Annotated in this window: 7 protein-coding genes; 1 reads left to right on the top strand and 6 read right to left on the bottom strand. The window is 39.7% G+C overall.

The features are described from left to right. Positions 1 to 34: 34 nt before the first annotated feature. From ACJJVX_RS01820 to ACJJVX_RS01800, 5 genes are all read right to left on the bottom strand, one after another. Positions 35 to 2,359, bottom strand: coding sequence for a TonB-dependent receptor domain-containing protein (locus tag ACJJVX_RS01820; protein WP_054206717.1), 2,325 nt, complete (start codon positions 2,357 to 2,359; stop codon positions 35 to 37). A gap of 278 nt (positions 2,360 to 2,637) precedes the next feature. Then, positions 2,638 to 3,987 (bottom strand): flagellin, encoded by a 1,350-nt coding sequence (locus ACJJVX_RS01815; RefSeq protein ID WP_054206716.1) that lies wholly within the window; start codon positions 3,985 to 3,987, stop codon positions 2,638 to 2,640. Positions 3,988 to 4,256: 269 nt separating this feature from the next. After that, positions 4,257 to 4,682: a hemerythrin domain-containing protein gene (locus ACJJVX_RS01810; RefSeq protein ID WP_405629782.1), complete on the bottom strand. Its 426-nt coding sequence runs from the start codon at positions 4,680 to 4,682 to the stop codon at positions 4,257 to 4,259. 229 nt (positions 4,683 to 4,911) lie between these two features. Continuing rightward, positions 4,912 to 6,960, bottom strand: a complete 2,049-nt coding sequence (locus ACJJVX_RS01805) for a S9 family peptidase (protein ID WP_054206714.1) — start codon at positions 6,958 to 6,960, stop codon at positions 4,912 to 4,914. A 92-nt stretch (positions 6,961 to 7,052) separates the two neighbouring features. Next, positions 7,053 to 9,614 carry a TonB-dependent receptor gene (locus ACJJVX_RS01800; protein WP_405629780.1) on the bottom strand — a complete coding sequence of 854 codons (2,562 nt, stop codon included), beginning with the start codon at positions 9,612 to 9,614 and terminating at the stop codon, positions 7,053 to 7,055. A gap of 199 nt (positions 9,615 to 9,813) precedes the next feature. Between ACJJVX_RS01800 and ACJJVX_RS01795 the strand changes: the two genes are divergently transcribed. After that, entirely contained in the window at positions 9,814 to 11,985 is a 2,172-nt protein-coding gene (locus tag ACJJVX_RS01795) for a winged helix-turn-helix domain-containing protein (protein WP_405629778.1), read from the top strand. Here the strand turns inward: ACJJVX_RS01795 and ACJJVX_RS01790 are convergent. Further along, entirely contained in the window at positions 11,966 to 13,375 is a 1,410-nt protein-coding gene (locus ACJJVX_RS01790; RefSeq protein ID WP_405629776.1) for a TonB family protein, read from the bottom strand. The two genes, ACJJVX_RS01795 and ACJJVX_RS01790, sit on opposite strands and share 20 nt — an antisense overlap. Between the last annotated feature and the right edge of the window lie 73 nt (positions 13,376 to 13,448).

Here is a 13,448-nt window from a genome sequence, read left to right as displayed (position 1 = left end):
ATTGCTGGGCTTTTTAACTTATAGCAATGCTGAATTAAAAGCTATAACTCATCGATACCCAAAAACTACGGGCTTTTTGAGTCGTATTATAATCAGACGTGCATTCATACTCGTCTTCTGTTGCTGCTAATAAGCAAGAGCGGCTAGATAAATCATCATCCAGTAAATTATTAATGCGTGCATTTATCGCTAGACTATCGTTTACTTTATAGGTAGCTGCTAAGTGATATAAATCATAGGCTTTGTAGTACAGCTTTTGTGTTTCAGGTCCTTGTGGGCCAGATACATTAGCGGTGCCTCGATAACGATTACTGCGAATTTCTGAGATAAGCGACACACTCAGATCATCAAGTGGTTGCCATGCTAGTGTTAAGTTATACATATTTTTAGGCGTGTTAACTAAAGGAAGGCCTGTATCACGGCCACTTTTAACTTCACTGTCCGTGTATGTATAGTTACCACGCAGTGATAGGCTGTCAATGATCTTCCAATTTGCGGCTATCTCGATACCGCGTGTGGCAGATTCATCAACGTTAGCTGCTTGACTAAACGTGGTGCTACCAATACCCGCCCAGCCTTTGCCAATTTCTACACAAGGTTCGTCGGCAATGGCTATTTCACAGTTTGGTAATCTGTCTTGGCGAATTATTTTGTCATTAAAGTCATTGTAAAACACTGTGATATTACCGCTGAAACTATCCATACCATTAAAGTAAGCCGCTACTTCATAGTTAACGCTAGTTTCTGGCTGTAAATCAGGTGTGCCTACGAATGGAATAGTGCCTTGACCACCAAACCCAGTAATTCCTGGAAATAATTGGTTTGGCTCAGGGGTTTTATAGCCGGTACTGATACCGCCTTTAAATGTCCACTCATCAGCAGGTGAGTAAGCTAGATAAGCACGAGGGCTCACTTGCGAACCAAAAATGTTATGGTGATCGTAACGTGCACCTAACGTTGCGGTTAAGTTAGAGGTGATTTCCCAATTATCTTCAGCAAATACGGCCGTTTGACGATGATCTTGAGTTGTGCCTGCTTTATAAGCATCACCATACATACCAAATACGCCATCTTCCATTTCAGCATCAAAATATTGTGCGCCAATAACAAAGTAGTGATTATCAATGTTTGACTCAAACTTAGTATTAATAATGAGGTTATCAAGTTTTAGAGCACGTAATGGGCGCGGTAAAAAGGTTTCATCAAGTTGCGTGTAAATTTCATCTGTTAGCGTTGGTTTGTCAGTACCCTGATCTTGTACTGCTTTATCCCAAATAGCTTGAACGCCTAAGCGTTCTTGTACATTCAATGGTAATGAGCGGCCAAAATTTTCACTGCTGCTACGGGTAATACTGCTGGTTAAAGTGCCAGCATCGTAGCGGCCAACGTGCGCGAGAACAAACTGTTCACGTTCAACACGTTGGTAAGGTGTATAACCTACGCGAGGATGCACAATGCCTTTTCGTATACGCCATAAACTATTAGGGCTATCAAGCGTGCCAGTTTGCCCTTGAGTATTATCATAACGTTGCTTTGCAATGTCATACTCAAAAGTGATGTCATTTTGTTTATCAATTTGATAATTAACGCTAAGGCCTGCATTGAAGTTACGTGCAGCAACGACTTTTTTATCACCAAAACTGCCATCATCTACCCACATGCTACCATCTGGAAGTGGTAAATTTTCACTGTATGTAGGCTTACTTTCTTGGCGGTCATAAAAACTACCGCGAACGCCATAGGTTAGACCTTCCACACCAGTAGGGCCTGTAAGGTATAAATCGATCTTGTTATCATCACCGTACTGATCATCAGTCTGAATATTGCTACTTACAGTAACGCTACCATGCGTGCTGTCGAGGTTTTTTCGTGTGATAATATTGATCACACCACCGATTGCATCTGCACCATATAAAGTAGACATAGGGCCACGTACAACTTCGATTCGGTCAATGGCTTCAAGAGGTGGCATATACATAAATTGGCTATTACCAAAATTATTTGGGCCAATATTCCCAACGTCACTTTGGCGACGGCCATCAATTAACACTAGGGTATAGCTGGCAGGCAAACCACGCATTGTAATACTAATATTGCCGTTTTTATCTTGTCCCGCACCTACATCAATACCTTCGATATCACGAAGTGCATCCGCAAGGCTAGTAAAAGGCTTATTTTGTAAATCTTCACGTGAAACAACCGAGACACTGGCTGGTGCATCAATTAATTTTTGCTCATAACCAGAAGCAGTAACAATCATTACTTCCATGTTTTCTGCTGTTACATCGTCTGCAAGTAATGTCGTCGATGTAAGTAATGTGCTGATCAGTGAGGCCAAGTAAAGCGGGCGGGATTTCATTGTACTTCCTTTAATAATGATAACTAAATCGTTAGTGTAACTTTTGCGGGTATGATAATGATTATCAGCATCATTATCAATTGAAATGTGAAGTATTTACTTTAAAAGACCTAATTCGTCAAAATTAATGGTAGTAAAGTGATTTATGAGAAAAGATTGTATTAAAATGGAACAACTTGAGTGATGTGGGATCAACTTCAACACTAGATTACTACTCACATGTTTAAAATTTTTGGGGGCGCAATCAGTTTGCGACGCAATAATTTAAATAAAATATATTACTCTATTTGTGAAAGCAGCGTGAGAATGCCATCTTTGACAGCATTTTTTGCTTGTGATGCGACTAATATTCCAGCCTGCTCAATGATGTCAGTCGAAATTTTCTCAGCCATTACTTTAGCGTAATCAGTTTCTTGGATACGTTGCTTCGAGTTGCTTAAGAGGCCCGATTGATTTGATTCGTTACGTATTGTTGTTTGAATTGAGTTTAGCTTCGCTCCCACTTCTGAGCGAAAAGCACCTACGCGAGCAAGCGCAGTATCGATACGTGAAATAGCACTTTGTGCATTATTTTCTGTTGCAATTGAAGTCCCACCAATCGTCAGTGAGCTAGAGCTAGCATCAATATCCTCAAAGATAATATAACCGTCGTCGCCGATTGCTCTATCAGTTGATGTGACTAACATAGGACCATCACTTGATGAACTTACCTGTGATGAGAGTGTGCCTAACGTGTCCCAGGATACTGTGATATCAAAGCTACCATTCCCGACAATAGTTAATAGCAATGGCTCAGTGACATTTGCTATTGATACTTCTTCGTTATTATTACCAGGGTTACCATTACCAGAGTAAGTAAAGTTCATGCCTTTAACCGTTTGAGTATTTACTGCGGGAAAGTTAAACCCAGCGCCATCAAATAAGTTTGTATTACTGTATGCTTCATTACCTTGGTAGCCGTTAGCTGACGTAAAAAGCTGATTTTCTATGTTATTTTGGTCAGTTGATAAATCTTGCCCGACGAGATGTTCACCAGTTTGTGTAAATAAGTTTATATCATCATTTTGTCCAAAACTGTCGATTGATATTTTGACATTTGTAGAGTTTGGCGGTATCACACCTAAAGAAACGTATCCTGAAGATAACCTTTCTTCTATATTATTTGTAAATGCTTCACTAATAAGAGGTACGTTATTTAAGTTTGTTTCTATTAATGGTTTTGACATTAATGGTTTTTTGCCAAAAATTTCAGTGTTATTTGTAACTGAGTCAATATGGTTTTGTAATGCAGTGTATTCATCGTTCAGTGCCAAGCGATCTTGTTCAGCATTACTGCCATTTGCAGATTGTAATGCAAGTGTTCTCATACGTTGTAAAGCGGTAGTGAGTTCTTCCAGTCCTGCATCTGCAACTTGGCCGTAGCTAATACCATCGTGTAAGTTTCTTAATGTTTGCTGTTTAACCGCTATTTGGGTAGCTAAACGATTGCTTATTTGTAAGCCAGCAGCATCATCTTTTGCACTATTGATTCTTTTTCCTGAAGCGAGCTGCTCAAACTGAGATTCTTTTGTCGTCGAAATATTTAATGATTGCAACGTATTTAAAAAGCGAGAATTAACTGTCAGCAATTTGTCATCCTTGGCAAAAAAAGCTAATACAGCAAATTTGGTGCCAGAAGTACCTTTTTTAGGGGCTGACTTGGTTAATGCTTTTTAAATAGTGTAAATAGACGCTAAGTTATTAAGTTTAATATTTTTTATGGGCGTAATCGATAGTGTGACGGCAACTTTTTGCCGTAGTAATTTTAATACAATATTTAAAAAGACCTTTAATACGAATAAAACACGGTACAGACATTGCATGTTTTATTCGCGAAGGACGAGTGTAATTTAAAGTATTAGTTTATTGCCTCGTTGTACTGTTTTGCTAGTGTTATTTTTTGAGTGTCAGTAAGTACTTTTCCTGCTAGTTGAAAAGCTTCATGTTCTTCTTCCGCAAGGTGATGATGCACAAGGTGATGCAATTTTTTAGCGGTAATCAGCCATGCCGATGAAGTCATTTTTGTGTCTTCAAGTTTTTCAATTAGGTCGTCAATTTCATGGTGCTCTGCTATGCCATGTCGCGCTTTCTCTTGGGTAAGATCATCACATATCAATGGATTATAAAAGTAGCGCTCTTCAAACTTTGCATGCTCTTCTAACTCATTTTTTAAGTCTTTCATGATTGATTGTCGATCAGATGACTCGCCATGTGTGTTTATCAATGCATCGACAAGTGAACGTTGTTTGTCATGATCGTGACGTAGTGCTTCAAAAATGTTCATGGTTTTTCCTTACATTGTTCATTAATTTCAATGAATGTTGCAAGGTAAAAGCCATATTTTAAGCTTTTGTTATATAATGATTTATTTTTAAATTCATAATTTCAGGTAAGGTTTTTTTGTAAGTTTTACTGATAGCAGTATTTATATTACACCTAACGATAGCTATGTTTAAAAATAAAAAGGCCAACGTGAACGTTGGCCAGTTAACTTATTTAACGCAAAAATAATGTTATTTGTTTGCGTCTTTCGCTGCTTTTAATTTTGCTGCATGATCGATCTCAAATGCTGGCATGTCTTTTTTACCATCAATTAAGTAGTTATCCATCCAGCGCATTAAGCGCAAGCTGTAGTCGTATTGTGCAGCTACTTTACGGTTACCATGGCCTTCACCTGGGTAGTAAACTAGACGCACGTCCTTACCTTGCACTTTCATATAACGGTAAAGTTCCATTGATTGCGCCGGGTGTACGCGCGGATCTTCTTTACCATGCATTATTAGCAGTGGTGTCTTAGATTGGCCAGCCCAGTAAATAGGGCTACGCTCTAAATACCACTGCCATTTATCCCACGGATATGAACGCGCATGCACTAGGTTCATTTCATTTGAAATGTCAGTAGTACCAAATTTAGACAATTGGTTTGTGACACCAACAAACATCACGCTTGCCGCAAAATGTTCAGTCAGTTTTGTTGCGCCCCATGCAGACGCATATCCGCCATAAGAGCCACCGGTAATACCAACACGTTTAGTATCAACTAGGCCCATTTCGACAAGGTGCTGCTTAAAATCAACTAAATCGTCAAATTCTTTACCTGCGTAATCGTTTTGGCCAAGCTTTGAATAATCAACGCCTTTACCTGTTGAACCACGATAGTTTGGATAAAATACTGCATAACCGCGCGCCGCACCCATTTGACCAGGACGAGAGTAGTTAGTTACCCAGCCATCTTTATCATGGCTTTCAGGACCACCGTGCACAGACATGATTAACGGGTAGCGAGTACCTTCACTGTAATCAAGAGGATAGACAAGTACGCCGTCAATCTCAACGCCGTCACGGGCTTTAAGAGAAATAGTTTCTTGTTTAGCAAAACGTTTGTCATCTAACCATGTATTTGAATTAGTTAAACGCTCTGTTTTTTTACCACGAATGATAAATACTTCGTTAGGGTGTGTTGCTGTATTGCCACGTAGCGCCAAGGTTTTATCTGAATCAGATATACTTAGGTTTGCTGCAATAAATTTGCCTTCTTTAATAACTTTTTTGTACTTATTAGAGCCAGTTTTAATCGTTGCTACAAAACTTTGTGTGCCAACATTGGCAATAAAGTTAAGTGTGTTACGTTTATGAGACCATTCAAAGTCAACAACATGGCCCATAAAGTTAGGCAGCCAGTCAGTTACATCGCCGGTTTTTGTATCAGCTAAAAATAAACGACCTGTTGATGGGTCATGCTTATCTTCTGCGCCTAAGATTGCAATGTATTTACCATCATGCGATAACTCAGCATCACCTAATTTGCCTTCGGTAGCAAATGACATGGTTACTTTATTGCTCGCGATATCAAATAAGTGCCATTGTGACTTAGTATATTTATCGTCAATTAAAGCGGTTGGCTGAGTTTTAACCAGTAACTTTTCACCACCGGCTGCCCAGTTAACTTCACTCACGTAGTTGGCAATGTTCAGTGCATTAGGAGTGAGAGGCTTGTCAGCTTTGGCTAGATCAATAATAAAAAGCTGTTTATCTTTTAAGCCAAGCTCATAAACTTCAGCCATAAAGCCAAGCTTTTTAAGTTCTTTTTCAGATTTATCAGCCGCTGGCATAGCTAAAATAGCTAGCTGCTTGTTATTTGGGCTTAATTCATAGCTTGAAATTGATGTGCCTTTTAACGAAAGCACTTTGCTCGCTTGACCGCCATCTACAGGAATTTGGTACAGTGAGGTAAATTTATCTTCATTTAGCTTGGCTAAAAAATAGATTGTTTTACTGTCATTAGACCATTGAATGCTCTTGATACTAACGGAGCCTGTGATAAACGGGCGCTCTACGCCTTGGTCGTCAACAACGTAAAGCTCACTATAGTTAGTGCCATTTTTGTCTACGTAAAGTTCACGCGGTACAGAGCGAGTAAATGCAACATTGTCGCCATCAGGACTAATGCTGGTTTGAATAACCGATTGAATTTTTGGTATATCTTCAACGGTTAAAGGCGTTGCGGCAAATGCCAACGAGCTTGTAAGCCCAATTGCCAGTGCTAAGCTAGTTTTTAGCATTGTTATTTTCCTTCGCAAGTTTAATTATCGAAGGATTATATCAGGATGTACCTAACAAACTAATAAATGCGATTAAGCTCCGTATTTGACGATTAATGACTATAACGAACGCCAAGATAAAAGCGACGACCATTTTGGTAAATCCCCGTTGGTGCATATTCATTACGTTCATACAGGTAAGTGATCTCATCGGTTAGGTTTATCGCTTCAATAACAAAGTCAAAACTATCAGATACTTTAAAGGTAATACTGCCATCAAGCTGACCAAAGTCATCCATCATGGTTTCCCCTACGCCAGTGGCAAAATGAGTGCGGTAGTTGTACGCAAGACGTGAACTTATCCAATCATTTTCATAGTAACTGGTTAAATTAATGGTGTGTTTTGAGGTGCCAGGAACATAATTATTGCGCCCTGAGACACTATCTGTGCGATCACCATTAACAAAGGTATAATTGGTGATTAAGCCGAATCCATAAATGAGTTCTTGTTGGTAGCCAATCTCAACACCGCGGATAGTACCGCCGCTGCCATTTATCGGTCTATCTATTGTCATATCAATGCCTTCGTGTTGTTCAATGCTACGCTTAAATTCAACAAACGATTCAACATCTTTATTAAATAAGGCAAATGAGAGCAGGGCGGCATCATCAAAATACCACTCGACGCTTAAATCAAATTGATTGGCACGATAAGGATCGAGATCAGGGTTGCCGCCTTGGCCTTGTGCTTGAGTAACATTATAATTTGTTGAAGGCATTAAGTGATTATACTGCGGACGTGACATTACTCGCGCAGCACTTACTCTGGCGATTATATTTTCGCTGAGATCGATACTGATGTTGGCGCTGGGTAAAATGTCTAGATAATCCTTTTTATGTTGCTGCCACATAAAACGATCTTGCTCGGAGCCAACAGAACTAATGCGTCGGTATGCTCCCGAGTTTTGCTGAGTGTTAACAAGCCTTACACCGAGGTTCGCGCGGTACTCATCACCATCAAGCATTAATTTAACATAACCTGCGGTAGTGCGCTCTTGAATATCAAAGCGGCTGGCTTTTTCTTCTTGTTGGATAAAATCGATGTCTGCGAAGTCTGCAGACAACGCACCTATATCAGCATAGCTATAATTTTTTAGCGTGTGTTGATTGCCAATACCAGCTAGAAATCCTTGAGGGAACGTTGCTGGGTAATCAGCTAAGGTCCAGTCAAGTTGCTGCGCTATGCCATCAAATGCACCATTGAATGAGCGATAACGAATAAAATCGCGTTGATGATCACGGTACTTTGCCCCTATTTTGATCGCGCTGATAATTGAATGATCAATAGCGCGTTCAAAGTCTCCTTGCAAATATAATTCTTGATCATTGGAGTCTTGGCTGTCGTTGCGCGCTTGTGTGAGTTGCCATGATTTTGCATCGAGTGGGGAAGTGTCGTAACTGGCAACAATGTTTTTGCGCTGCCTAGTGTCGACGCTAAACGCGGTATTCGCTGAAAACTGTGATGTATGATCTTGTTTTGAGCCGCCACCTCCTTTGGTAAAACCAAGTTGATATTGATTTTGCCACAAGTGAGCTTGCTGACTGATAATTAGATGAACACTGCTAGTATTGATTTGTGAATCACGCCAAATAGCCTCCATTGCAGTACTAAAAGGTAAATTTTGCGAATTATCACCTGGGACTTGTGAGTAACGAGCGTAGCTCAATGTATTGTCGTTTATAAGTACATTACTTATGCTACCACCGCGAGCAAATACGCTACTTGGTTGCCATAAAAAATTTTGATTATTGTTGTCGGCATTGAGGACAGAGTACAAGGTGTTAAGCTGTATATTCCAATCTAAGTTTGGTTGGTATTCAAAATTGGCTGTGGCACTGGTTAAAACACGTTGCTGTTGAAAAATAGCTGAGCCGCCGCCGCCGGGTGTCCAAAGGTTTTTAATATCAGCATTTTCATTGGTCGTGGGGCTTAGAGTATCATCGGGGTTTTTATTAAAATTTTGTTCATGCCAGCCCCATGACTCAAGGCCATCTCGGCGCAGTGAGCGTTTATTTCGCGTTACAGTAATAAGCGCACCAAAATCTTTTTTTGAATTTGTCCAATTATAAAAAATGGCTAGTTGTGGATCAAATTCGCCAGATAAATCATTGTATTGCACTTGTGCGTTAGCAACAAAGTGGTTGCTATCTGTGTGCAGCGGTCGTTGTGTTTTAATATTAACAGAGCCACCTAATGAACCTTCATTATGATCGGCTTGTGGTGTTTTATAAACCTCAAGTGAAGAGACGAGGTCTGCAGGTAATAAGGTATAGTTAAAGCCACGGTTTGGTTGAGTTGAAATCCACCAGTCTGCGGAGGCGATAGCTTGGCCATTTAAAAAGGTGCGATTTTGTTCTGGGGTTGTGCCTCTTACACCTACGCGTTCACCTTCCCCCTGTGCGCGTGATAAAGAAATTCCCGTGATCCGTTGGAGTGCTTCAGCAACATTTTTATCAGGAAATTTACCGATATCTTGTGCGCTAATAGCCTCTATAATCGAATTGCTATCACGTTTATCTTGTAGTGATTTGATAGCGCTGTCATGAAACCCCCTAATTTGTATGGTTTCTAGCTGCTTTTTATTAGTGTCAGCTACAGCGCTCGTTATACCCATAAAAAAACAAAGAGGGAAAAGAATCGTTATGTTAACAAATTTTAGTGTGTTTATCGTCATACCCGACCCAATTAAAACGATTTGAAAATTTCGCTACGGATTAAGTGCTTATAAAATAAGTAGCTATTAATGTGCTGTGTTATGATGAATCATATTTATCTATAATACGCCTTCTTGGCTTATTTAACCATAGATTAACGTGTGTGAAAAACGAGCGATGCCTACAACCATACCAAAACAGTTATTACTTAATGATGTACTTGTTGACTTTGCAGCCTTAAAAATAAAAGTTGCTGGAAGCTGGTGTGCAGTTGAAGCTAAGCAATTGGTATTGCTAAAGTTACTATTAAACAATCAAGGGCAGCCAGTATCTCGAGATTTAATTATGGATACGCTGTGGCCTAATGTTGTTGTAAGTGATAATTCAGTAAGCCAGTTGGTCACGCAATTACGAAAAAGCTTGCATGATGATAAAAATACGGCTTTGTTTATTCGTACTGTACCGCGGGTTGGTTATCAGCTAATAGCAAAAGTAAGTGATGCCCCTTCGTTCCTAGAAAAAGTGACCCCTACAACGCCGCGAATATCTGCTTTATTTGTTGCTGTAGGCTTAATTTTAGGTGCCGGGCTTACATTAGTTAGTCAGTATTTACTCTCTCCTAACGTGCCCATTCTAAACTATGAATATCAATCTCGTATTACTTCAGCTCCTGGTGCCGAAGTATTTTTACGTTACTCACCCAGTGGCAGATATTTAGCGTTTAGCCAATCAAACGATCAGCAAAGTCAGTTTGATTTAGCTGTTTATGATCACCAAAGTAAAACGGTACATAGTATTAAAAGTTCCGGTTATTCAGAAGAAGCGCCAGTATGGTCACCCGATGGTAAATGGCTTGCTTACTTTAGGTATGATCCTATTAGCTGTGATATCCGTGTTATGCCAGTATCGAATGCGATTGAAACTTGGCGTTTGAGCCCTGAATTTAGATTAACCCGATGCCAACAAAGTCATGGGCCTAGCAAATTACATTGGGTGGATGAAAGCACTATTTATACGACTCATTGGCAAGATGAGCAGCCACGCCTTGTAAAATATACGTTAGGCTTCTCGCCTACGCCAACCTTATTAGATCAAGAAATAGTCGGTGATTTTAAGCCAATCACATTTGATATAAACGACCATAAAAAAATGTTGTTACTTGAAAAAGATCAGGGGTGGTTTAGCGTCAGTGAGGTCGATTTAACAGGCTCACTTAAACGCAATGAAATAAAACGAAGCCGTCATAGCCATGCACCGTTATTATTTGATACGCAAGACAATTATTATTGGTTAGGAGATGATGCATTACGTCGTTATGATTATCAAGGTAACGAACAGGTAGTACACCAACCATTAGGTTTTATTGCTGATTTAGCTGTTAACCCGCAAACCGGAGATATCGCTCATGCTGAAGGGCAGGCAAGGGTGAATTTGTATCAAATTGAATTAGACCTAAGCAAAGATACCCCTGAGATCCTAAGTACGATGCAACTATCATCGTCAGCACGGATGGATATTTTGCCTGCCGTATCACCAGACGGGCAGCAAAGTGCGTTTATTTCATTGCAAAGAAGAGGCATCACAGGGTTTAAACATATCGAGGTGTGGTTAAAACATAAGCAGCGTAAAGCGGCTAACCTTATTGCCACATTACCCAGTGATATTACACCAAAGTATCTACTTTTCTCTCCTAATGGTGACAATGTGTTGTTGGCTGACGAGCAGCAGAATATCTATTTGATTAACACTTTTTCACGCCGCTTAGTGCCCATTATTTCTGGTTTTGATCAACTCAACGGGGTGCATTGGTCACAAGACAGCCACAGTATTTATTATCAAGTGAAAAGCGCACGAGGCATTAATAAGCAACCACAATGGCAAGATTGGCGCTACGATATTCAGCTAATGAGTAATACATTGGTTGCAGATAATACTAATTTTGAAACATTAGATGAAGAGCATGCTTTATGGCAGCTCAATAGTTCCTATTTAGAACATGATTTACATGTACGTACTTACCTATCGAGGGTATTGGAACATCAATTACCGCTTTCGCAGTTGTTACCTTCGCTTGAGCTTTTTAAACCCGCGGTTTTTAAACAAGGGATTTATTATGTGTTACGTCAAGGTCATCAACTATTGCTGTATTGTTATTTAACACAGCAAAACCGAAATGTATTTATAAAAGAGCTTGGTGTATATGGTTATGATATTGATATTAATCTCAATATCAGTAGCTCTGAAGATGGAAGTCAAGTTGTGTTTAGTCAAGTAGATGGGATTGAGACTGATATTTTATTACACAAAGCAGCTAAGGCAATGTCGCAATAAAGTGCCTAATGCTACTTTGATCCCAGTTGCGGGTTTGCGCCTCCTTTAGTGCGCTATTAGAAAGCTTTCTAGCATCATTTGAATTACCAGTAGCAGCGTGTATTTTCGCTTTTAGCAATAATAATTGTGGGTGTTCATTATCACCAGCCAACGCTTCATTAAGGGCAGTGCTGACTTGCTGCATTGGTTTTTTTAAATCAAAAAGTAACAAGGCAATATCGCGTTTTGCACTAAATAGCCCTTGTTCCGCTGCGGCTCTTAGCCATTTTAGCGCCTTATTTGGGGCGTAATCGACATACTGGCTATTTAATAGCTCTCGGCCTAAGCGGTATTGCGCACTAGCAAAACCACTTTGTGCGGCAAGTAAAATCCAGTTTAAGCCTTTTTCGCGATCAACTTTGCCATATTTACCTCGCAGCATATTTGCACCAATTCGATACTGCGAATTAGCATAGCCGTTTACGGCAGAGCGTAACAAGAGCTCACCATTGGCGTTGGCTTGTTGCCAATGATATTTTAGTAAGCGTGTAGCATTGTAATCATTTGAACTCAGCCAATTCGCAATATAATATTGGACTAACGCGTTGCCTTGTTCAGCAGCATCGATTAGATCTGAAATTTTTTCGTTATATTCACGCTGTTGACTCTTAAAGCTTTGTTCGTATTGCTTGCCTTTGTAGGTTGTAAAATGGTAAAGCAAAGAGCGATTATAGTAAGGTAAGGTTTGGTTATTACCTTGGTATTGCCAACGTCTAACGGCATTAATAATTGCTTTATCAAAGGTTTTTTCAGGGTATGAATCAATTAAAGTAATATCAGTGACTGCGCCACTTTTATCAATATCAAACTCTAACCATACCCAACCTTCAATGCCATTTTTGTATGCGTGTTCGGGATATTTAGGCTCGACTGTGTAGCGACGTTCAGGGCTCAAATGCAATGCAGGACTGGCGTTTAATTCTGGCCGTAATTGTTGGTCATACCATTGAAAGCTAAGTTGTTTTAGTAATGCATTATAGGCATCATCAAGTGGTTGCTTATTATCTGTTTGCTCCGCAATCAGCATAGCTGTATCGCGAGCATCAAGTAGGCCAAAATCTGCTGCTAAACTAAACCAAGCAAATGCTTGGGCTTTGTTTTTTTCGACACCTTGACCGTGTAAATACATCACTGCAACATTATAAATCGCATCTGCATTACCTAAATGGGCAAGTTGTAAAAATTCACGTTTCGCTTCGCTATAGCTTCCTTGGTGGTAATTAAGCGTCGCGCTGAGTAAATCTGCTTTCGTTAATGGCGTAAAAATCAGGCAAAACAATATTACTAAGGATTTGTAACTACAAAACCCTATGTATTGTATTTTAAGATGAATTGCTGCGCTTGTTGACACGTATTAAGTTTCGCCGATGTTGACCAAGTAACGTTTTTAACTATTGATTGTACTTGTTTTGTTTATTATTACT

Source organism: Pseudoalteromonas sp. Ld20 (assembly GCF_045064175.1).
GTDB lineage: Bacteria > Pseudomonadota > Gammaproteobacteria > Enterobacterales > Alteromonadaceae > Pseudoalteromonas > Pseudoalteromonas neustonica.
Note: the sequence above shows the minus strand (reverse complement) of the source record. Positions and strands in the feature narration are given on the sequence as shown.

Coding starts and splice junctions, on each gene's coding strand:
- ACJJVX_RS01820 (WP_054206717.1), bottom strand. CDS start 2,359: ATGAAATCCCGCCCGCTTTACTTGGCCTCACTGATCAGCACATTACTT.
- ACJJVX_RS01810 (WP_405629782.1), bottom strand. CDS start 4,682: ATGAACATTTTTGAAGCACTACGTCACGATCATGACAAACAACGTTCA.
- ACJJVX_RS01805 (WP_054206714.1), bottom strand. CDS start 6,960: ATGCTAAAAACTAGCTTAGCACTGGCAATTGGGCTTACAAGCTCGTTG.
- ACJJVX_RS01800 (WP_405629780.1), bottom strand. CDS start 9,614: ATGGGTATAACGAGCGCTGTAGCTGACACTAATAAAAAGCAGCTAGAA.